Annotated in this window: 20 protein-coding genes; 15 read left to right on the top strand and 5 right to left on the bottom strand. The window is 66.9% G+C overall.

Translation table 11 applies throughout. The features are described 5' to 3' along the window. The first annotated feature begins 53 nt into the window (after nt 1-53). From CGU34_RS00380 to CGU34_RS00340, 9 genes are all read left to right on the top strand, one after another. Nucleotides 54-554 (top strand): hypothetical protein, encoded by a 501-nt coding sequence (locus CGU34_RS00380; RefSeq protein WP_157811170.1) that lies wholly within the window; start codon nt 54-56, stop codon nt 552-554. Further along, entirely contained in the window at nt 545-2053 is a 1509-nt protein-coding gene (locus CGU34_RS00375) for a hypothetical protein (protein WP_100812897.1), read from the top strand. Before CGU34_RS00380 ends, CGU34_RS00375 begins: the two co-directional genes overlap by 10 nt. 77 nt (nt 2054-2130) lie before the next feature. After that, a complete protein-coding gene (gene pilM, locus CGU34_RS00370) occupies nt 2131-3165 on the top strand; it encodes a type IV pilus biogenesis protein PilM (RefSeq protein WP_051513117.1) in 1035 nt (344 codons plus the stop codon). 647 nt (nt 3166-3812) lie between these two features. Beyond that, a complete protein-coding gene (locus CGU34_RS17480; protein ID WP_100812896.1) occupies nt 3813-4178 on the top strand; it encodes a type IV pilin protein in 366 nt (121 codons plus the stop codon). Nucleotides 4179-4301: 123 nt separating this feature from the next. Beyond that, nucleotides 4302-5165: a prepilin peptidase gene (locus CGU34_RS00360; protein ID WP_100812895.1), complete on the top strand. Its 864-nt coding sequence runs from the start codon at nt 4302-4304 to the stop codon at nt 5163-5165. A gap of 37 nt (nt 5166-5202) precedes the next feature. Then, on the top strand, nt 5203-5889 hold the full coding sequence (locus tag CGU34_RS00355) for a PilN domain-containing protein (RefSeq protein ID WP_157811168.1): 687 nt from the start codon (nt 5203-5205) through the stop codon (nt 5887-5889). Further along, nucleotides 5886-6581: a hypothetical protein gene (locus tag CGU34_RS00350; protein WP_100812893.1), complete on the top strand. Its 696-nt coding sequence runs from the start codon at nt 5886-5888 to the stop codon at nt 6579-6581. Before CGU34_RS00355 ends, CGU34_RS00350 begins: the two co-directional genes overlap by 4 nt. A gap of 8 nt (nt 6582-6589) precedes the next feature. Further along, the gene (locus CGU34_RS00345; protein WP_100812892.1) at nt 6590-7732 is read left to right on the top strand and encodes a type IV pilus twitching motility protein PilT; all 1143 of its coding nucleotides are present in this window, start codon (nt 6590-6592) and stop codon (nt 7730-7732) included. 1 nt (nt 7733) lies between these two features. After that, nucleotides 7734-8972, top strand: a complete 1239-nt coding sequence (locus CGU34_RS00340; protein WP_036296471.1) for a type II secretion system F family protein — start codon at nt 7734-7736, stop codon at nt 8970-8972. A gap of 81 nt (nt 8973-9053) precedes the next feature. Here CGU34_RS00340 and CGU34_RS00335 read toward each other — a convergent pair whose 3' ends face one another. After that, nucleotides 9054-10682 carry a GspE/PulE family protein gene (locus tag CGU34_RS00335; RefSeq protein WP_232711477.1) on the bottom strand — a complete coding sequence of 543 codons (1629 nt, stop codon included), beginning with the start codon at nt 10680-10682 and terminating at the stop codon, nt 9054-9056. 212 nt (nt 10683-10894) lie between these two features. Here CGU34_RS00335 and CGU34_RS00330 point away from each other — a divergent pair, with 212 nt between their 5' ends. Both CGU34_RS00330 and CGU34_RS00325 read left to right on the top strand, forming a co-directional pair. Continuing rightward, entirely contained in the window at nt 10895-11950 is a 1056-nt protein-coding gene (locus tag CGU34_RS00330; RefSeq protein WP_100812891.1) for a YihY/virulence factor BrkB family protein, read from the top strand. Next, a complete protein-coding gene (locus tag CGU34_RS00325) occupies nt 11947-12666 on the top strand; it encodes an NAD(P)H-hydrate epimerase (protein WP_100812890.1) in 720 nt (239 codons plus the stop codon). The genes CGU34_RS00330 and CGU34_RS00325 overlap by 4 nt, the downstream gene beginning before the upstream one ends. Before the next feature lie 53 nt (nt 12667-12719). Here the strand turns inward: CGU34_RS00325 and CGU34_RS00320 are convergent, their stop codons facing one another. After that, entirely contained in the window at nt 12720-13454 is a 735-nt protein-coding gene (locus CGU34_RS00320; protein WP_100812889.1) for a glutamine amidotransferase, read from the bottom strand. 3 nt (nt 13455-13457) lie between these two features. Then, on the bottom strand, nt 13458-15977 hold the full coding sequence (gene glgP / locus CGU34_RS00315; RefSeq protein ID WP_100812907.1) for an alpha-glucan family phosphorylase: 2520 nt from the start codon (nt 15975-15977) through the stop codon (nt 13458-13460). Nucleotides 15978-16070: 93 nt separating this feature from the next. Here glgP and CGU34_RS00310 point away from each other — a divergent pair, with 93 nt between their 5' ends. Both CGU34_RS00310 and CGU34_RS00305 read left to right on the top strand, forming a co-directional pair. Continuing rightward, complete coding sequence (locus CGU34_RS00310) at nt 16071-16286, top strand: hypothetical protein (protein WP_036296464.1); 216 nt, start codon at nt 16071-16073, stop codon at nt 16284-16286. After that, the gene (locus CGU34_RS00305) at nt 16219-16917 is read left to right on the top strand and encodes a CYTH domain-containing protein (protein ID WP_100812888.1); all 699 of its coding nucleotides are present in this window, start codon (nt 16219-16221) and stop codon (nt 16915-16917) included. The genes CGU34_RS00310 and CGU34_RS00305 overlap by 68 nt, the downstream gene beginning before the upstream one ends. Nucleotides 16918-17077: 160 nt before the next feature. Here the strand turns inward: CGU34_RS00305 and lpdA are convergent, their stop codons facing one another. Together lpdA and CGU34_RS00295 are read right to left on the bottom strand one after the other, a co-directional pair. Beyond that, on the bottom strand, nt 17078-18478 hold the full coding sequence (gene lpdA, locus CGU34_RS00300; protein ID WP_100812887.1) for a dihydrolipoyl dehydrogenase: 1401 nt from the start codon (nt 18476-18478) through the stop codon (nt 17078-17080). A 63-nt stretch (nt 18479-18541) separates the two neighbouring features. Then, on the bottom strand, nt 18542-19126 hold the full coding sequence (locus tag CGU34_RS00295) for a copper resistance CopC family protein (RefSeq protein ID WP_081766172.1): 585 nt from the start codon (nt 19124-19126) through the stop codon (nt 18542-18544). 153 nt (nt 19127-19279) lie between these two features. On the opposite strand from CGU34_RS00295, the gene CGU34_RS00290 reads away from it, so the two are divergent. Both CGU34_RS00290 and ftsR read left to right on the top strand, forming a co-directional pair. Further along, nucleotides 19280-19738: an FHA domain-containing protein gene (locus tag CGU34_RS00290; RefSeq protein ID WP_036296485.1), complete on the top strand. Its 459-nt coding sequence runs from the start codon at nt 19280-19282 to the stop codon at nt 19736-19738. Beyond that, entirely contained in the window at nt 19738-20430 is a 693-nt protein-coding gene (gene ftsR / locus CGU34_RS00285) for a transcriptional regulator FtsR (protein WP_036296462.1), read from the top strand. The genes CGU34_RS00290 and ftsR overlap by 1 nt, the downstream gene beginning before the upstream one ends. The last annotated feature ends 109 nt before the right edge of the window (nt 20431-20539 follow it).

Genomic DNA, 20539 nt, shown 5'->3' with positions numbered 1-20539 from the left:
GACTTTTCGGCACGACGGGGCAGAGCTCCGGTGTCCGGGGCGATGAGGCGGGAATGTCTCTCGTTGAACTCATCATCTACGGCGCGATCACCGCGCTCCTGCTCAGTGTCCTCGCGACACTCTTCGCCTCGAGCCTGAGCGCCGAGGCCCAGACGCGTGACCGCGATACCGCGACGGGACGTGCGCAGGTGGTGATGAGTTCGCTGCAGTCGAGCATCCGCAACGCCAGCGACATGCGGGTGGATGGCAATGTCGTCCGTGCCGTTGTCGCGACCGGCACGAGCGGATGGTCGTGTGAGGCGTGGGCGCTGCAGGGCGACCGTTTGCTGTACCGCACGTCGAGCTCGGCGATCGGGTTGCCCGACGCATCCGGTGCCGGTTGGTCGACCCTCGCGAGCGGGGTGTCCGCGGCGAAGGCCGGCTCGTCGTTCTCGATGTCGGGACGCACGCTCGGCGTGTCGCTCACCGTGAAGGCGGGCGCGACGACCGTGCCCGCGGCAGGCAAGGTGCTGGCGCAGGCGAAGCAGAGCGGAACGGCGAAAAAATGCTGGTGAATCGTTCGCGCTCCGCCGGCGAGCAGCGCCGAGCCGCCGACGACACCGGATCCGCAATCGTCTCGGTGTTGATCGTCATGATTCTGCTGAGCCTGATGGGCTTGACCGCCGCCGCGATCGTCACGAACACGACCGGCTCGGTCGTGCAGACGCGCGGCAGCGTACAGGCGAAGGCCGCAGCGGATGCCGGCATCACCGCGGCACTCGCGCAAGCACGTCGTACGAGCGAATTCTGCTCGCTGTCGCTTTCCGGCTCGCAGCCCAGCTACACGGTGACGAGTTCGTGCGCGTCCAACCAGGTCACCTTCACATCGACCGGCCGCGGTACGGACGGCGGCACGACGAAGACGCAGGCCGTCTACGCCTATACGCCCGCGAAGGACGTGGGCATGGGCGCCGATCTCACGTTCTTCAACAGCGCCACCTTCACGTATGAGGTGAAGACGGTCAGCCCGGGCAACGCGCTCACCATCAACATCCCGAAGGGCGACTTCACCTGCCAGGTACCGATCGCGGCATCCATTCGTGTGCAGGGTTCGTTCATCACGAAGGGCTCGTGTGACGTCGCGGGATCGGTGACGGCCGGCGGTTCGGTCGAGATGACGAACGGCAGCGACACGGTCCGCGGCAATCTGAGCGCCGCCGGAACCGACAAGAGTCTTGTGCGCGGTTCGGTCGGCGGGGCGCTGACGGTCGGCGGATCGCTCGAATTCGGCTGGGAACAGAAGATCATCGGCGGCAATGTGCAGGCCACGGGCGACGTCAAGCTCGGCAGCCAGCGGCTTTCGAAGGCACTGACGTTTCCCGCGGGAAAGAAGTTCGAGCAAGACCAGGGGGTCGTCAGTGGCACGATCTCGCGTCCCGCCGCGGTGGCAGCTCCGGCGGCCCCGTCGTTCGACGCCTGGTTCGACTATGCATATAAGTCCTCAGACTGGCCGGGCTACTCGATCATCACGCTGACCGCTTCCGGCACAGGTCCGGGCACGTGCAATTATTTCAACGCACACCCGGCAACGGGATGGACGAGCCTGTCGTCGCTCACGACACCCACCGTGTTGGATGCGCGCGCCTGCTCGAACCTCAGCGCGAACAGCGGCACCGATCCCGTGGTCACGCTGAAGACCGACCTGGTGATGCTGGCGAAGAGCTACGACCTGACGATGCTCACGATGACCGCCTCGTCGGGCACGAAACCGAAGGTGCGGGTCATCGTCGAAGACACGACGAAGGACGCCAAGCCCTCGTGCACGAACGGCGCGGGCAGCATCAACATCAACGGCACCTCGATGGCGTCGGGCATCACGGCGCTCGCCTACACACCCTGCACGGTCGACGTGCACGGCATCGGCGGTCGCGACAAGTGGAACGGCAGCCTCTACTCGGGCGCGTTCTCGTACGGCGGCCTGGTCACGTTCTCGAGTGCACCGATCTCGCTGCCCGGAATCACGGGTGGTCTGCCGGTGCTCGGCGATCTGGATTCACAGCGAGACATCCGTTAGCGGATGAGAACGGCGCCACACGGCGCACCGGCGATGGGGGTCGTCGGACGAAGAGAAAGTGATCTGGGGGAGTAATCATGGCGAAGACAGTCATCGGGTTGGAAATCACGGAAGAGAGCGTTCGCGCGGTCGAGGTGACCGCGGGGCGCCGTCCGGTGCTCGTCGCGAGCGGCGAGGTCGCGCTGCCCGCGGGCGCCGCGAAGGATTCCGAAGTGCTCGATCCGGATGCGGTGGCCCTGGCCTTGCGCCAACTGTGGACGCGCGCGGGCTTCCAGAGCCGCCGCGTGGTGCTGGGTATCGGCAGCCGGCGCGTGCTCGTGCGCGAGTTCACGACGCAGGCCCTGCGCCCGGATCTGCTGAAGCAGTCCTTGCCGTTCCAGGTGCAGGATCTGTTGCCCGTTCCGGCCGAGCAGGCCGTGCTCGACTTCCTGCCCATCGCCGAGGTGGACGGACAGGTCAGCGGGTTGCTCGTCGCCGCCGTCTCCGAGACGGTCGAGGTTCTTCTGAAGACGCTCGAAAAGGCGAAGCTGCGTGCGGATGCTGTCGATTTCGCGCCGTTCGGATTGGCTCGAGCCGCGGGATCCTTCGCGGCGCCGGGTGAGACCGTCGCCATGGTCCACGTCGGTGACCACACGAGCTACGTCGTGATCGTCCGCGACGGAGTACCGCTGTTCGTCCGCATCCTGCCCATCGACCTGCCGACCGCGGCCAGCATGAGCCGCGAAGAGGGCGCCGATGTGGACGCCGCTCTCGCCGAGATGCTCGAGACGGTTCCCGCGGGCGCACGCGTGCGCCTGGGTGCCGGATCGGATGGGCACCCGCACCCTCCGATTCCCCTCGCCGCCGCGGACCTTGCCGCTCGTGTGCGCAGCACCCTGTCTTTTCACGCGGGTCGTGCCGATGCGCCCGCCGTCGACCGTGTGCTGCTCAGCGGCGCCGGTGCGGCGTCTGAGGGCGTCATCGACGCGCTCGACACCGCGCTCGACGTCGATGTCGTGCTCGTCTCGGCTGGAGACGTGATCACCTCCGAGCTCGTGCATCTGCCGGAGGGTGACGCGGGTCGCGACTTCGTGAGCACGCTCGGCCTCGTCCTCGGCGCGGAGGCTGCATGAGGACGTTCCCCCATAAGTTCACGCGGCGCGCGGGGATCATCATGATCGTCGCCGTTGCGCTCGCCGCCGGCATCACGGTGGTTGTTCCGCTCGTCGTTCGCGCGATGGGCTGAGAGAAAAGAATTCGGTCGCCCGGACATCCCCCCACCCCCCTTGTCTGCAAGTGACCGAATGGCCGCCCCCGGGTTTCGATACGTCGATTCCCGGGGGCGGATTCCTGCATGAGATGAGCGCGTTCTCATTTTAAGAATGAGATGAGTCTCATTTGGCGGTGTTCGCGTGAGTGAGTCTGCGGATTCTCATGTTCATTTCGGGTGGCGCCGAAGCCATATTCTCGTGAATATGATGAATTGCTTGGCGCACTGATTAGTGGCATTTATCAGGTATTTAGCGGTGTTGGGTATGGCTTTTCGTGTGCGTACTTGAGCGGATCTTGAGGGTGTTGAGCCGTTCTTGAGCCAATGCTTATCCACAGATCGACGCTCTTCGCTTGACACGCATATGAGAGTTCCCTCATGATTCTGAACGGGGGATGGATGCATTCAGTTGCATTCGCCAAATGAGGCCGGGGCGGGCAGGGACCTGACGGAGGGACCGCCCGCCTCGACCGGGCCCATCACAAATCACATTCATTGGGGAGAATCAACATGCGTGCAACCGTCCAGAACTACATTCGTGCCGAGCGTGAGCGTCGCGAAGAGAACGGCGAGAAGGGGTTCTCGCTCATCGAACTCATCATCGTCGTCGTGATCCTCGGCATCCTCGCCGCGATCGCCATCCCGACGTTCATCAGCATCCAGGCGACGGCCGAAACGAACGCCCTCAAGGCTTCCGCGGCGAACGGTGCTTCCGTCGCAGCTGCCGCGTTCGCGAACGGTGCCAGCCCGGACTTCGACAGCCTGAACACCGATGGCGTGACTGTCTCGCTGAAGTCGGGCACGACGCTCAGCGCCTTCTGCGTCCAGGCAGTGAAGACCGGCGTCACCACGCAGACCTCGGGACCGGACTGCTAAGCAGCCAGACGCCATTGGGGGTGCGGGGCGTCACGGACGCGCCGCACCCCCTACCACTTCGAGGATGTGGGGGGACATGCCTCGTTCTACTTCTGCAGGCGTTCGCGCCTCGCGTGACGCATCGTGACCGCGTTCGCACAGACGGCGCTCACACCGGCCGCGCTCGGCCTGATCGTCGCCTTCGCGGGTGTATTCGGTCTCGTCATCGGTTCGTTCCTGAACGTCGTCGTCTACCGGGTGCCCGCGGGCATTCCGCTGACGCGCGAGAGCCGCTGCCCGAACTGTGATGCACCCGTGCGGCCCTGGCAGAACGTGCCGGTCCTGTCGTGGGTCGGCCTGCGGGGCGCCTGCGCCTCTTGTTCGGCAAAGATCTCGCCGCGGTATCCCGTGGTCGAGGCCACAACAGGCGCGATCTTCGCGGGCGTCGCGTGGTTCTTCGCAACCGGCTACCTCTCCACGTCCGAGGGCTCCACGAGCACGGCGGCCACGGTCGTCGTCGCGCTCGCCTTCCTCTACTTCGCCGCTGTCAGCGTCGTGCTCTCGCTCATCGATCTCGACACGCGGCGCCTGCCGAACGTGATCGTGCTGCCGAGCTACGTCGTGTCGCTCGTGGTGCTCGCTCTGGCCTGCATCCTCGGCGCCGACTGGTCCGCTCTCCTGCGATCGATCCTGGCCATGGCGGCGCTGTTCGCCTTCTACGCCATCCTGCGGGCGATCCGCCCCGACGGGATGGGCGGGGGCGACGTCAAGCTCGCCGGACTGATCGGCATCCAGCTCGGATGGCTCGGCTGGGGCAGCGTCGTGGTCGGAGCGTTCGCCGCGTTCGTCCTCGGCGGCATCTTCGGCGTGGCTCTCCTGCTCGCCCGGCGTGCCGGACGACGCACCGCCATCCCGTTCGGGCCCTGGATGCTCGTCGGCGCTTGGGTCGGAATCATCGCGGGCGAGCCCATCGCCCGCTGGTACCTGGGACTTCTCGTCGGCGCCTGAGCGTCGACGATCGATACAGAAAAGGAAGGGGCGGATGATGGCACACACTGAGCCGTTGCAGCGCTCACTACCCGCTAGCCCACCCGCGCCATCGATCATCGTGCCGCGTGTCAATCTGCTCCCGCGAGCCGAGTCGCAGCGCCGCGAGCGCGATGTCCTCGTTCGTCGGTGGGCGGTCGGCCTGTTGGCCGTCATCGCCGTCGTCGCCATTGCCTCGGCCGGAGCCTTCTGGCTCAAGTGGAGCGCCGAGCAGCGTCTGGCCGCCGACCAGCTGCGCTCGAGCGAACTCCTCACCGAACTCGCGAGCCTGTCCGACGTCAGCCGGGCACTGTCGCTCCGCACCGACCTCGAGGGATTCCGCGCCGACGCGATGGTGTCGGATGTCTCGTGGACGACGCTCTTCTCCGATCTGTCTGCCGCTCTGCCCGCCGGAGTTGCCGTGACCGGGTTCGATCTGACGGCCGGCGCCGCCCCGACAGCCGATGACCCCGAGGCCGAGCTGGCGCTCGGTGGGACACTCGAGCTGCGCAGCTCCACGCCGATCGACATCGCCCCGACCGTCCGGTCGCTCCGTGAGCTGCCGGGGGTGGCACTGATGGACCCGCTCGAGGTGACCTCGGAGCTCATCGGTGGCGGTGACCAGCGGATCTACATCTACCGCCTGCGCGCGGCGTTCGATCAGACGCTCTACACGGGCGCGTTCGCCGAGGAGGCGCTCGGATGAACATCTCGAAGCAGTTCGTCACCCTGATCGGGGCGGTGCTCGCCGTCGGCATTCTCGCGGCGGGAGTCTTTCTCATCGCGCTGCCCCTCGCCGGTCAGGCGTCGGCGACGACGACCGACGCCGACATGGTGGCCCAGACGAACCTGGGCTACGAGACGCAGATCGCCGGTCTCCGTGAGAGCGAGGCGGACCTCGCCGAGATCGAGGCATCCGTCGCCGAACTCCAACGCGAAATCCCTGCCGAGCCGCACCTCGACGACATCTTCGAGATCGTCGCCACGGCCGCCAACACCGCGGGCGTCAGCATCGTCACCGCGTCGATCGGCGACACCACGGCGTGGACGCCGCGTGCTGCGCTCACATCCGACTCCCTCGTGTTCACCGATGGGGCCTCCGATTCATCCGACCCGGCCGTGACGGATGGCGCCACCGAAACAGGCGACGCCACTACCGACGAAACACCGACGGATGGCTCAGTGACGGATGGCGCCACCCCACCCACCGAGCCGAAGGTCCAGATCGGCTTCACCGTCACGCTCATCTCCCCGAGCCCGGCGCAGGCACAGCTGTTCATCGACGCACTCGGCGACGGCAACCGCTTGGTCTCGATCGTGCACTCGACACTCAGCCCGAACACCACCGCCTACGACCTGACGGTCAACGCCACCGCGTTCGTCCGCACCGAGAACTGAGGCCCGTCATGCGAGACACCACCGCTCTCGATGCCGTGCTCGCGACCGCCGCGGCGGCACGAGCATCCGATGTGCACCTGACCGCGGGGCGGCGGGCCCTCATGCGCGTCGACGGCGATCTCGTGCCGATCGCCGGGTGCCTCGATCCGCTCTCGACCGAGTGGGTCGAGCGTGCCCTGCTCTCAATCATGTCGCCGGCGCACGCCGAGGACTTCGCGACGCACGGCGAGGTCGACCTCTCTTATGCATCCGACGGGCTCGGACGCTTCCGCGTCAACGTGTTCCGCCAGCTGGGCGAGGTCGCGGCCGCGCTCCGCTTCATCGACACACGTGTGCTCTCACTCGACGAACTCGGTGCCCCCGCGATCGCTCGTGACCTGGCGCTCAAACCCCGCGGCCTCGTCTTGGTCACGGGACCGACGGGGTCGGGCAAGTCGACGACGCTCACGGCGATGGTCGACATCATCAACCGGACGCTGCCCGCTCACGTGATCACGATCGAAGACCCCATCGAGTTCCAGCACGAGAGCCGCAAGGCCCTGATCCATCAGCGCGAGATCGGCTCAGACACGGCGTCGTTCGCCGAGGCGCTGCGCCGCGTGCTGCGACAGGATCCGGATGTGATCCTGATCGGCGAGCTGCGCGATGCCGTGTCGATCTCGACGGCGCTCTCCGCCGCTGAGACCGGCCATCTCGTCCTGTCGACCCTGCACACGCAGAGCGCCGCGAAGAGCATCAATCGCATCATCGACGTCTTCCCCTCGCACCAGCAGGACCAGGTGCGAACACAGCTCGGCGACTCGCTCCAGGGCATCATCAGCCAGACCCTGCTGCCACTGGCCCAGAACACGGGTCGAACGATCGCGACAGAAGTGCTCATCAACACCCCGGCCGTGGCCAACCTCATCCGCGAGGGCCAGACGGCGCAGATCTACTCGGCCATGCAATCGGGGTCGGCGCTCGGCATGCACACGTTCGACCAGGACCTGCGGCGTCTGGTCGAAGAGGGCACAATCGCGGAGAACATCGCCCGCGCCAATGCCGCCGACCCGAACAGTCTCGACGGGGTGCGGGTGCGCCCGCGCGACCTCGACGCCGAAGCGTGGATGACACACGCCGGTGAGCGTCACCTGGCCGGATGGGGGAACTGACATGGCACTGCTCCAGGAATACAGCTATCGGGCCGTCGACAACTCCGGCGGTGCGATCGTCAAGGGCACGCTCGAGGCCGTGAGCGAGAACGCCGTCGTCTCAAAGCTGCGTGTGCAGGGACTAACACCCGTCTCGGTCGTTCCCGTGTCGAAGACCGGGCTGAACCGGGATGTCTCGCTGCCCGGCATGCGCAAACGGGTGAAGGTGGCGGAGCTCGCCGTGATGGCGAAACAGATGGCCGGCCTCATCAACGCGGGCCTGCCGCTCATGCGAACGCTCGGCATCCTGATCGAGCAGACCGAGGGCAAGCAGTTGCAGAGTGCCCTCATCGCGGTGCACGCCGACGTCGAGTCCGGTGCGTCGCTCTCGATCGCTCTGGCGAGGCATCCGGATGTCTTCCCGCCCCTGATGGTGAGCCTCGTGCGCGTCGGCGAGACGGGCGGATTCCTCGGTCAGGCGCTCACCTCGATCGCCGAGACCTACGGCAAAGAGGCCGAGCTGCAGAACAAGATCCGGACGGCCACGACCTACCCGCTCGTCGTGCTCGTCATCGCGGTCCTCGGTGTTCTGGTGATGGTGACGTTCATCGTCCCGATCTTCGAGAGCATGTTCACGGGGATCGGTTCGGCCCTGCCGCTGCCGACACAGATCCTCGTCACGCTCTCGCACAACATGATGTGGATCCTTCCGCTGCTAGTCGTGCTCGCGCTCGCCGGGTGGGTGTGGTGGACACGCAACCGCCGAACCGACCGCGTCCGTCGCTTCATCGATCCGCTGAAGCTGAGACTGCCGGTGTTCGGCCCTCTGGCGACCAAGATCGCCGTGGCCCGCTTCACACGCAACCTCGCGATGATGCTGCAGGCGGGGGTTCCGCTCGTCCAGGCGCTGTCGATCGTCGGGCAGGCCTCGAACAACATCGTGATCGAGCAGGCCGTCCACGACATCCAGGACTCGATCCGGCAGGGACGCTCGTTCGCGGCGCCCCTCGCGAAGGCCGCGGTGTTCCCGTCGATGGTGGCGCAGATGGTGTCGGTCGGGGAGGAGTCGGGCACCCTGTCCGAGATGCTCTCAAGCATCGCCGACCTCTACGAGAACGAGGTCGAGACGGCTACCGATCAGCTCACGGCGACGATCGAACCCGTGCTGATCGTCGGCATCGGCATTTTGATCGGCGGAATGGTGATTTCGCTCTACCTGCCGATCTTCTCGCTGTACGGCGAGCTCAGCCAGACCGCCTGATCGAAAACAGGAGATCCGTCCGAAACAGGACGGATGGGCTGATTTTGTCCTGTTCTCGCCGAATCTCCTGTTCTCGGCAAGTCAGATGGAGACGCGCAGAACCTCTTCGATCGTGGTCAGGCCCTGCGTGACCTTGCTCCAACCGTCCTCGCGCAGCGAGACCATGCCGGCGGCGAGCGCCGCCTGACGCATCTCGGTGCCCGTTGCACGCGCGACGACCAGTTCTTCGAGCCGGTCGTCGATCGTCATGACCTCATGCAGCGCGATGCGGCCGCGGTAGCCCGTTCCGGAACAAATGGGGCATCCGGCGGCGCGATACACCTGCGGAGGATCGGATGGATCGTGCGGGAAGCCGAGGGACCTCAGCAGCTCGCTCGTTTCGGTGACGGGAGTCCGGCACTGGATGCAGAGGCGCCGGGCGAGACGCTGCGCGACGACGGCGGTGAGGGCCGTCGCAACGAGGAACGGTTCGCAGCCGATCTCGACCAGCCGGGGAAGCGCGCTCGGCGCATCGTTCGTATGGAGTGTCGAGAGAACCATGTGGCCCGTCAGCGAGGCCTCGATCGAGATGACGGCCGTCTCGTGGTCGCGGATTTCGCCCACCAGCACGATGTCGGGGTCACTCCGCAGGATCGAACGAAGTGCGGCGCCGAAGGTCAGCCCGGCGCGGTTGTTGACCTGCACCTGGTTGATGCCCGCGATTCGGTACTCCACGGGGTCCTCGACGGTGATGGCGTTCACGCGCGGGTTCGCGACGTCGCGGAGGGCCGTGTAGAGCGTCGTGGACTTTCCCGATCCTGTGGGGCCTGTCACCAGCACCATGCCGTGCGGGCGATGGATGGCCTTCGCAAACCGCTCCAGGTTGCCCGGCGACATCTGCAGGTCGGTCATCGCCATCGACTGACCCGTGTTGTCGAGGATGCGCATCACGATCTTCTCGCCCCAGACCGTGGGCAGGGTCGCCACGCGCAGGTCGATCTGGCGTCCCTCGTGGTGCACCGATAGGCGCCCGTCCTGCGGTCGCCGGCGCTCGGCGATGTCGACGGAGGACATGATCTTCAAGCGCGAGATGATCCCGTCCTGGATGGCGCGGTCGGCTCGCTGCATCTCATGAAGCACACCGTCGATGCGGAAGCGCACGGTCAGCTGATGCTCGCCGGGTTCGACGTGGATGTCGCTGGCCCGGTCATTGATGGCCTGGGCGATCAGCAGGTTCACGAATCGCACGACCGGCGCGTCGGCATCCTGATCATCGAGGGACGCCGTGAACGAGATCGTCGCGCTCTCGTTGGTCTCGCCGATCTGTTCGGAGAGGTCGCTCAGCTCTTCGTCGGAGCGGAGGTAGCGCTCGAACGCACGCTGGAGCGCGTCCGCGGCGACCACGACCGGCTCGACGCGCAGATCGGTCACACTCGTGACGTCATCGATCGCGATGATGTCGGTCGGATCGACCATGCCGAGGAGGAGTCGGTCGCCGGTGTGTTCGAGGGGCAGGATGCGGTAGCGGCGGCTGAGTGTTCCGGGAACGAGCGCGATCGTGTGCGGATCGATGACGACGGCCGAGATGTCGACGGCACGATGGCCGGTGTGGGTCGCGACGGCCTCAGCCAGCTGCCACTCCGAGACGAGCCCCCGATCGACCAGGTGGCGTTCGAGCTCGGAGGTATCGCCGAACTGCTCGAGCGCGGTCGCCATAACCCCGGCGCTCACCGCCCCCGATTGCACCAACGTCTGATAAATACCGCGCACGTGTGTACACCTCTCCTGCCGCGCTCCATCCTAGGGGCGAGGGTGCGCGCGTCCCGGTGCGCGCGACGCCATTGCCACCGCGGCGTCCGGGATCGGTCGGTCGGATGAGTGTGAGCGGATGTCTCGGCTGTCAAGACGCTGCACGGTGGCGTGTGCGCGATTAGCCTGACCTGATGGCCGACACCGAAGCATCCGCGCAGGCGCCCCGACCACCCATCGCCCGGATCATCGCGTGGGCATTGCAGCGCAAGCCCATCCGCGCATTCCTTCTCTACTCCGAGCACCGCGGACCGATGCTCGCCGACAGCATCACCTACCGCCTGCTGTTCGCGGTCTTCGCGGCCGTCCTGCTCGGGTTCTCGATCGCGGCGCTGTGGCTCTCGGGCGATGCGGTCGCGTGGCAAGCGCTTCTGAACGCGGTCAACTCGGTCATCCCCGGTCTCGTCGGCGAGGACGGGCTGGTCGATCCATCCGACATCCAAGCTCCTGCCGGCCTGAGTCTGACGGGTGTGCTGTCGTCGATCGGTCTGATCGGTGCGGCGATCGGTTCCGTGGGTCAGGTGCGTTCGGCGCTGCGCTCGCTCGCCGATCAGCCCAACGAAGACATCTTCATCGTCTGGGCGCTGCTGCGGAACCTCGCCGTGGCGGTCGGTGTGGGCGTTGCCCTCGTGGTCGCTGCGGGCGTGACATTCTTCGGCACTGCCCTGGTCGATGTCGTCGGTGGATGGTTCGGTGTGCCGGCCGATCATCCGCTGTCCTCCTGGGGAACGTGGCTGCTGTCGGCGGTCGTCGTCTTCGTGCTCGACACGCTGGTCATCGCCGTCATGTTCATCGTGCTGTCCGGCGTCAAGGCGCCGAAGCGAGCACTCTGGACCGGCGCGCTGATCGGCGGATTCGGGCTCGTCGTGCTCCAGCAGTTGTCAGGCCTGTTCGTCGGGGGAGCGCGCGCCAACCCGCTGCTCGCTTCGTTCGCGGCGCTCATCGCCCTGCTGCTCTGGTTCAACCTCTCGAGTCAGGTCATTCTGATTTCTGCGGCCTACGTCTTGACCGGCATCGAGGATGATCGAGATCGCGTGCGCTCGCGATACGGCGCCCCCACCTTTCTCGCGCGGCGCGTCCGGCGCTCGGAGATCGCATTGGAGGCGGCGAAAGCAGAGCTGGACCGAGCCCGCGAAGACGAAAAGAAAGAGCGCGAAACGGCGCTCGCCGAACCGAAGGGAAAAAAATGAGCGACATCGGCGTCCTCACACCCGCCTACTCGGCCCTAGCGGTCCGTGCCGCGGAGCAGCCCTTATTGGAGGCGGGTGAGCCCCTCATGGCCCGAGCCGCCGCGGCCACAGACGCGTGCGTTCACGACCTGCTCGAGGCATCCGTTGAACCCGCGGGGCCGGTCCTGGTGCTCGCAGGCACGGGCAACAACGGCGGGGACGCGCTCTTCGCGGCGGCCTCGCTCGCGGCCTCGGGCGTGCGCGTGGATCTGCTGCTGACGTCCGACCGCGCGCACAGTGAGGGGCTGGGTGCCGCCCGCCGCGCCGGTACACGGTGCGTCGGTCTCGACGACGTGCGCGCCGGCGCCGCCGGCTATCGCGTGATCGTCGACGGAATTCTGGGGATCGGTACCTCGGCCACGCCTGCTTTGCGCGGCATTGCTCGCGCCGCCGTCGAGACGCTGATTCCCGCGGTCCGATCGGGCGCCCCCGACCGGCCGCGCGTCGTCGCGGTCGACCTGCCGAGCGGGCTGCACCCCGACGACGGTTCGGCGGACGATGCCGTCCTCCCGGCCGATGTCACCGTGACCTTCGGCGCCCTGAAGGCCGGCCTCGTCCGGGGACGCGGGCCCGAGTTCGCGGGCGCGATCCGGCTCGTCGACCTAGGGCTCGGCCCGGCCCTCGCGCGCGTGCGGCCCGAGCTCGAGACATCCGTGCCCGTCCGCCTCGTGGCCTGACCGCTCGCGGGCCTCAGCGCTCAGCCGCCGTCGTAGCGCTCGGCTTTTCTTGTTCAGTCGCGCGCGTAGCGCTCGACGAAGGTCCGGAGCATCCGTGACGGATGCGACACCGGCGCCGTGCGCACGGCCGCCAGGGTCAGCTCGAGTTCGTGCGCGGCGAAGTATCCGTGGCCCGCGTATGCGTGGATGCGCGTCGTGATGCCGTCGACGTCGAGTTCGGGATGGAACTGCGTTGCGTAGACGTTTTGTCCGACGCGGAAGGCTTGGACGGGACATCCGGCCGAGGATGCCAGGTGCACGGCGTGTGCGGGCAGTCGCGACACCGCCTCTTTGTGTCCGACGAACGCCCCGAACTCTGTCGGTAACCCCGCGAAGAGCGGGTCGCGCGCGCCCTCATCGGTGAGTGTGACCGGCACGACGCTGATCGGCTCACCGAACGTTCTGTCGATCACCGCGCCCTCGTGCGCGCCCAGTGTGCCGATGCCGTAGCAGGCCCCGAAGAACGGGAAGTCGGCCGGAACGACCCGGTCGAGCAGCGTCGCGAATTCCGCCTCGACGCGTTGCTGCACCGGCGATTTCGCTTCGGGCGCGTCCGAAGCGTTGAACGGGCCGCCGCCGACGATGATGCCCGACAGAGAGTCGAGATCCAGAGCGGGCATCGGCCCGGCCTCCAGCCGCACCCGGATCAGATCGCGCTCGTCGAGCCCGGCGGCGCGCAGCATCGCGGCGTACTCCTCGTCCGCGGGCAGGTCCTCGGCCCGCGTGGCGAGCAGCACAAACGGTCGCACGGATTACGAGGCGTACGTGACGAGGCCGAGCTCGACATCCGAGACGAGCTGCGGATGCGTCGGCACGACCCGCACCGTGTAGCCGAACGGACCCGTCACGGCCAGCGGCACGGTGCCCGTGAATATTGTCAGCCCGTCGACCGCGTCGCCGGACGGCGTGAGCGGCACGATCGAGCGCTCGCCCGTGATGGCGTCCTCGGCATCCGTCGTGCCGCACACGAGTTGCACGGCGACATCCGCGGCGGAAAGCCCATCGAGTGCAACCGCGGCGCGCACCTCGAGCACGTCACCCGCCGCCGCCTGCTGGGCGATGCCCGACCCGTCCACGCTCGCGATGTGCACTGACGGCCATGCGGCCCGCACGTGTTCCGTGTACGCCGCGAGCTCACGCGCCAGCGCGAAGTCATCGGCGCGCAGCTCGGTGGCATGCTCGGACGCCGGGGTGTACAGGCGGGCGACGTATTCCCGCACCATCCGGTCGCTCGTCGCCTTCTGTCCGAGCACCTTCATCGTGTGCCGCACCATCCCGAGCCATTCGCTCGGCACACCGTCCGTGCGGTCGAAGAACTTCGGCACCAGCTGGTGCTCGATCAGGTCGTAGAGAGCGGATGCCTCGGCATCGTCTCGCTCGTCGTCCGATCCCGCCGTATCGGCCGTGGGGATCGCCCAGCCGTTCTGCCCGTCGAACCACTCGTCCCACCATCCGTCGAGGATCGACAGGTTGAGCGCTCCGTTGAGCGCCGCCTTCATACCGGACGTTCCGGATGCCTCGAGCGGCCGGATCGGGTTGTTCAGCCACACGTCGCAGCCCGGGAAGAGCGTCTTGGCGAGCGAGATGTCGTAGTCGGGCAGGAAGACGATCCGCCCACGCACCTTCGGGTCGCGGCTGAAACGCACGAGCTCCTGGATCATCTGCTTGCCCGAGTCATCCGCGGGGTGTGACTTTCCGGCGACGATGATCTGCACCGGATGCTCGGGGTCGGTCAGGATCCGCGTCAACCGCTCGGGATCCCGCAGCATGAGGGTCAGACGCTTGTAGGTCGGCACGCGACGCGCGAACCCGATCGTGAGTGCCTCGGGATCGAGCACGCCGGCGAGGCCGGTGCGGCTGCGCGCCTCGTCGACCAGCTCGCCCTTCATCGTCGAGCGGGTGTCCCAGAGCTCACGGTCTGAGACGCGCGCGACATCCGTCCAGTCATGGGTCTCGACGTGGGCGTCGCCGAAGGCCCGCTCGCTCAGGCCCTTGAGGGCGGGGTGCAGCCAGGTCGGCGGGTGGACGCCGTTCGTGATCGAGGTGATGGGAACCTCGTCGGTGTCGACGCCCGGCCACAGCTGACCGAACATTCCGCGACTCACCTCGCCGTGCAGCAGTGAGACGCCATTCGCGTGCTGCCCGAGGTGCAGGCCGAGCACGGCCATGTTGAACACGCTCGGGTCGCCGCCCGGCCAGCTCTCGAGCCCGAGCGCGAGGGCGCGCTGCGGATCGATGCCGCTGACGACACCGGCGGTCAGGTAGTCGGCGATCAGATCCTTCGGGAATCGGTCGATTCCGGCGGGAACGGGAGTGTGCGTCGTGAACACCGTCGACGCGCGCACCTGCGCCAGGGCCTCGTCGAACGTCAGGCCATCGTGGGTGATGAGCTCGGACATCCGCTCGATGCCCTGCAGTCCCGCGTGGCCCTCGTTCGTGTGATAAACATCGGCCTCGGGCCGGCTGGTGACACGGCACCAGGCGCGCAGGGCGCGAACGCCGCCGATTCCGAGCAGTGCCTCTTGTAGCAAGCGATGCTCGCCACCACCGCCGTAGAGACGGTCGGTGACCCGACGCATCTCTTCCGTGTTCGAGGGCGTCTCGGAGTCGAGCAGCAGGAGAGGCACGCGTCCGATGTCGGCGACCCAGATGCGCGCGTGCAGCACGCGACCGCCGGTGATGTCGAGCGACACCTCGACCGGGGTACCGGCTTCGTCGCGCAGCAGCGTCAGGCCGAGGCCGTGGGGGTCGAGCAGCGGATAGCTCTCGCGCTGCCAGCCGTCGTCGCCGATCGATTGGCGGAAGTACCCCGCGCGGTAGAACAGCCCGATGCCGGTCAGTGGCACGCCGAGGTCCGAGCAGCTCTTGAGGTGATCGCCGGCCAGGATGCCGAGGCCACCCGAGTACTGGGGGAGCGAACCATCGACCCCGAACTCGGGGGAGAAGTACGCGATGTGCTCGGGCTTCGGGCCCTGGACGCGCTGGAACCACCGCGGCTGCGTCAGATACGCCTCGAGGCGATCGGCCTCTTCCGTGACGCGGTCGACGAAGGCGTCATCGCGGGCGAGGGCGTCCAGGCGCTCCTGCCCCAGCGCCCCGAGCATCCGGGCCGGGTTCTCTCCGACCTTCGCCCAGACCGCGGGATCCATGGACTCGAAGAGGGCGTGCGTGGCGCGACTCCACGACCAACGCCAGTTGGCGGCGAGCGTGTCGAGTGCCGCGATGCTTTCGGCGAGGACGGGTCGGACCGTGAACGTGCGAATGGCCTTCATGCGACTGATCATAGGCGTCTCATCTGACGTGATCCGACCGCGGCGAACGGGGTCCTGTCGTACCCGCGGGGTAGGGTCGAAGAAGGAGGAATTATGTCTATTGCACGACTTTCCGGAGGGCCCCTCGACGGCCAGGTGGTACCCCTCGAAGATGCCGACGACGACTCGCTCGTCCTGCCCTACAGCGAAGGTCAGATCGTCTACCGCCGTCAGGGCGAGCTCGAGCAGACCGGCGAATCGGATGGCCCCACGCAGGCCACGTTCGTTTACGTCGAAGAGACGCAAGAGATCAGGCCGAGCGACGAGTGAGCCGACGCGCTCGATCGAGGTCGAGCGCAAATACGACGTGAGCGAGGCCACCCGGTTGCCGGATCTGGCCTCGCTTCCGGGTGTGGCCGGTGTCTGGCCGCCCGAGTTGCGGCCGCTGGATGCGATCTATTTCGACACGGCAGAGCTCTCTCTCTCCCGTCGTGCTGTCGCGGTGCGTCGCCGGACGGGTGGTCCTGATGAGGGGTGGCACGTCAAGTCCAGCGCCGCCGATGGTCGCCACGAGTGGGGATGGCCGCTGGGCGAGGCGCTGCCGTCCGATCCGCTCACGGTTGCTGTGCCCACCGATGTTCGCTCGTCGGTGACCGAATGGTGCGGCGAAGAAGAACTACGCCCCATCGCGCGCGTTCGGAACCAACGGCACGCGATCCTGCTTCAGGATGCCTCGGGCGCCGTCATCGCCGAGTTCGTCGACGACCACGTCCAGGCCACAGACCTCCAGACGGGTGCCGCGACGAACTGGCGCGAATGGGAGGTCGAGCTCGGCCCCGCCGCGCCCGCGGATGAGCGTGGCCGCGCCGAGTTCTTCGCGGCGGTCGATGCCGCCGTCGCCGCCGTCGGGGGAGTGCCCGCGGCATCCGGTTCGAAGCTGCAGCGCGCCCTCGGTCGCTGACGAGCGGACTGTGCGCAACGTCCGGTCGTTGAGCGAGGAGCGTAGCGACGAGTCGAAACGCATTGACTATGCGCGTCTGTTGGTTTCGACTCGCTGCGCTCGCTCAACCTGAGCCGCAAAGGACTCAACGCGCTCTTCGCGCGCATTGAGTCCTTTCGGCTCACATGTTGATCATGTGACCGGCGAGGCCGTGGAAGGCTTCCTGCACGGCTTCCGACAGGGTCGGGTGCGTGTGAACGTTGCGTGCCGCCTCGAGAGCCGTGAGGTCCCACTTCTGCGCCAGCGTGAGCTCGGGGAGCAGTTCGGACACGTCGGGGCCGATCAGGTGACCGCCGAGAAGCTCGAGGTGCTCGGCGTCGGCGATCAGCTTGACGAATCCGATGGGCTCGCCGAGGCCGTTGGCCTTGCCGTTCGCCGAGAACGGGAACTTCGCGACCTTGATCTCGTGACCGGCGTCGCGAGCCTGCTGCTCGGTCAGGCCGAACGACGCGACCTGCGGCGAGCAGAACGTCGCACGCGGCATCATGCGATAGTCGCCGAGCGCCATCGTCTCGGCCTTGCCGATCGTCTCGGCAGCGACCACGCCCTGAGCCTCGGCGACGTGCGCGAGCTGCAGCTTCGCCGTCACGTCACCGATTGCGTAGATGTGGGGGACGTTCGTGTGCATGAAGTCGTCGATCTCGATCGCACCGCGATCGGTCAGCTTCACGCCCGTGTTCTCGAGTCCGTAGCCCTCGACGTTGGCCGCGAACCCGATCGACATCATGACCTTGTCAGAGTCGATGGACTGCGTCTCGCCGCCGCTATTGGGGGTGTAGGTCACGGTCACGTGATCGCCGTGGTCGGTGACCGACTCGACCTTGGTGGACGTCAGGATGTCGACGCCGTACTTCTTGTACTGGCGGGCGATCTCTTTCGAGACATCCGCGTCCTCGTTCGGGAGCGCCCGGTCGAGGAACTCGATGATCGTCACCTTGACGCCGAAGTTCGTCATGATGAAGGCGAACTCCATGCCGATCGCGCCGGCACCGACGATCACGATGGACTTCGGCAGGCCGCGCGTCATGATCTGCTCTTCGTACGTCACGACGTTCTCGCTCAGCTCGACGCCGGGGAGGAGGCGGACCTTCGCGCCCGTGGAGATGATCGCGTTGTCGAACGTCAGGCGCTCGGATTGACCGTCGGCCTTGGCTACGTCGATCGTGTTCGCGTCGACGAACGAACCCTTGCCCTCGTACTCGATGACCTTGTTCTTCTTCATCAAGAAGTGGATGCCCTTGACGTGCGTGTCGGCGACCTTGCGGCTGCGGTCCCACGCGGTGCCGAAGTCGAAGTGCACGTCACCCGAAATGCCGAACTGCTCGGCCTGGTGGGTGAACACGTGGGCGAGGTCGGCGTTGCGCAGGAGCGCCTTCGAGGGGATGCACCCGACGTTCAGGCACACACCGCCCCAGTACTTCTGCTCGATGATGGCTACCGAAAGACCGAGCTGAGCGCTTCGCACGGCCGCGACATATCCGCCGGGGCCAGCACCGAGAATGACGACGTCGTAGTGAGGCATACCTTCAAGCCTAGACCCCGCGCGAGGGTCCCGTGCCGGGCTCAAAACCCGTTCCGGTACCGTTCAAACTCCGCCGTTGCGGCCCCGTGCCCGTGCCATCAGGATGGCCACGACAGCGCCGCCGAGACCGACCACGACGATGCCGACGACGATCCAGATCGGGGTGAGATCGAAGCCCCCGGCATCCGTTGCATCTTCCCCTTCGGCGTCGGTCGTCGTGGGAATATCGGCGGGCACGGATGTCTCGCCGACCGAGAACGTCAGCTCACCCGAAATGGGGTGACCGTCGCTGGAGACGATGCGCCAGACGACCCTGTAGGTGCCGCGCTCGTCGGTGCCGGACAACTCCTGGATCACGCCGTTCCGATCGAGGATCGGGTCGCCCTGCTGGACCTCGGCACCCGAAGGATCGATCACGAGGACTTCGGTCGCGCCCTCGCCCTCGAGGGGATTAGCGCTGAAGCGCAGGTCGATCGCGCTCGGGCCTGTCTCGACGATCTCGCCGTCGTCGGGGGTGCTACCGATCAACTCGTCGTGCGCGAAGGCGGCGGAAGGCGCGGCGACGAAGAACGCGCACAACGCAACCAGCAACACGGCGAGGCCGGGACGTCGAATGGCGGACGGGCGTCGACGCGGCTGAGACTTCACCCTTCGAGACTAATCGAGGGTCCCTGGGCGCCGGCCGGGGTGCGGGCGAGACTGCATGGAGAAGGCGTGGCCCGTCGCGCGTGGATCCGATCGGCTAGTCTGGACCGCGAGGAGGACAGCGTGTCAGAACAGCAAGACCAGGCGCCCCCGGCCATGCGCCGCGAGGCAGAGCCGGCGCATTCCACGCCCGATACGACCCAGACGTTCGGACACGATTCCGACCTCTCGTTCGTCCCGTTCGGTTCCGAGCTCTCGCAAGCCGAACTGGACGCCATTTCGGCTCTCCCCGCGCGAGCGGCATTGCTGCTCGTCCGGTCGGGCCCGACGGCCGGTGCGCGATATCTGCTCGATTCTGAGGTCGCCACCGTGGGTCGCCACCCCGAGGCAGACATCTTCTTCGATGACGTGACCGTCTCTCGTCGCCACGCCGAAATCACGCGACGTCCCGAAGGATTCGAGCTCGTCGATCAGCGCTCGCTGAACGGCAGCTATGTCGATGGGGAGCGCGTTGATCGCGCCCTGCTCGTCAACGGTGCCGAAGTGCGGATCGGAAAGTTCCGTCTGACCTTCTTCATCTCTCCGGTCGATCTGCCGTTGCCGGCGGACGGCTGATGCCCGCGGCTCTTTCTCGAAACTCCGCGGCAGGCGCGGGACTGCTCAGTATCGGGCAGGTGCTGGCTCGGCTCACGCCGGAGTTTCCCTCCCTCACGACATCGAAGCTTCGCTTCTTGGAAGTTCAGGGCATCGTCACGCCGACCCGCACCGAGTCCGGGTACCGCAAGTTTTCTCCCGCGGACGTCGACCGACTTCGGCTGGCACTCCAGTTGCAGCGCGACCATTACCTGCCCCTGGGCGTCATCCGCGAATATCTCAGTGACCTCGATGCGGGCCGCGACCCGAGTCACCCGGGTCAGCAGCCGCCCCCCACGATCCACCCGCAGGGGCGCCGGTACCGCCGGGACGAACTGTTGCGCGCTGCCGGCGCGACGCCACAACTCTTCAACGAGGCCGTGTCGTCGGGCATCCTTCCGGCCGCGGAGTCGTTCGGCGATCAGAGCGTCTCGTTGTTGCGAGCGATCGTTTCGCTCGACAGCCACGGCATCGAACCCCGTCACCTCCGAACGATCCGACAGAGCGCCGAGCGTGACGTCTCGTTGATCGAGCAGGCGCTGGCCCCGCTCACCCACCGCACCGACGCGCCCTCGCGTGCACGAGCGAACGAAGTGGGTCCCGAGCTCGCACGACGCCTCGATGAGGTGCGCGCCATCTTCGTGCGATCCGCGCTCACCCGGTTGCTTCCGTGACGGCTTCGACGTTCGCGACGGGTCGTCCGGCGTGTCGCGGCGGATGTCGTTGCTCGGTGACGGCGGGTGTCCTAGCGTGGGGGATGAGCCGCGAATCTGCGTCTCGGAA

The sequence above is a fragment of the Microbacterium lacus genome (assembly GCF_002812805.1).
Taxonomy (GTDB): Bacteria; Actinomycetota; Actinomycetes; order Actinomycetales; family Microbacteriaceae; genus Microbacterium; species Microbacterium lacus_A.
This window is presented reverse-complemented; position numbering and strand designations above follow the sequence as displayed.

Excerpts from the sequence above, each read along its gene's own strand:
- CGU34_RS00380 (WP_157811170.1), top strand. The coding sequence starts at position 54 with ATGTCTCTCGTTGAACTCATCATCTACGGCGCGATCACCGCGCTCCTG.
- CGU34_RS00375 (WP_100812897.1), top strand. The coding sequence starts at position 545 with ATGCTGGTGAATCGTTCGCGCTCCGCCGGCGAGCAGCGCCGAGCCGCC.
- pilM (WP_051513117.1), top strand. The coding sequence starts at position 2,131 with ATGGCGAAGACAGTCATCGGGTTGGAAATCACGGAAGAGAGCGTTCGC.
- CGU34_RS17480 (WP_100812896.1), top strand. The coding sequence starts at position 3,813 with ATGCGTGCAACCGTCCAGAACTACATTCGTGCCGAGCGTGAGCGTCGC.
- CGU34_RS00355 (WP_157811168.1), top strand. The coding sequence starts at position 5,203 with ATGGCACACACTGAGCCGTTGCAGCGCTCACTACCCGCTAGCCCACCC.
- CGU34_RS00350 (WP_100812893.1), top strand. The coding sequence starts at position 5,886 with ATGAACATCTCGAAGCAGTTCGTCACCCTGATCGGGGCGGTGCTCGCC.
- CGU34_RS00345 (WP_100812892.1), top strand. The coding sequence starts at position 6,590 with ATGCGAGACACCACCGCTCTCGATGCCGTGCTCGCGACCGCCGCGGCG.
- CGU34_RS00340 (WP_036296471.1), top strand. The coding sequence starts at position 7,734 with ATGGCACTGCTCCAGGAATACAGCTATCGGGCCGTCGACAACTCCGGC.
- CGU34_RS00330 (WP_100812891.1), top strand. The coding sequence starts at position 10,895 with ATGGCCGACACCGAAGCATCCGCGCAGGCGCCCCGACCACCCATCGCC.
- CGU34_RS00325 (WP_100812890.1), top strand. The coding sequence starts at position 11,947 with ATGAGCGACATCGGCGTCCTCACACCCGCCTACTCGGCCCTAGCGGTC.
- glgP (WP_100812907.1), bottom strand. The coding sequence starts at position 15,977 with ATGAAGGCCATTCGCACGTTCACGGTCCGACCCGTCCTCGCCGAAAGC.
- CGU34_RS00310 (WP_036296464.1), top strand. The coding sequence starts at position 16,071 with ATGTCTATTGCACGACTTTCCGGAGGGCCCCTCGACGGCCAGGTGGTA.
- CGU34_RS00305 (WP_100812888.1), top strand. The coding sequence starts at position 16,219 with ATGGCCCCACGCAGGCCACGTTCGTTTACGTCGAAGAGACGCAAGAGA.
- lpdA (WP_100812887.1), bottom strand. The coding sequence starts at position 18,478 with ATGCCTCACTACGACGTCGTCATTCTCGGTGCTGGCCCCGGCGGATAT.
- CGU34_RS00290 (WP_036296485.1), top strand. The coding sequence starts at position 19,280 with ATGCGCCGCGAGGCAGAGCCGGCGCATTCCACGCCCGATACGACCCAG.
- ftsR (WP_036296462.1), top strand. The coding sequence starts at position 19,738 with ATGCCCGCGGCTCTTTCTCGAAACTCCGCGGCAGGCGCGGGACTGCTC.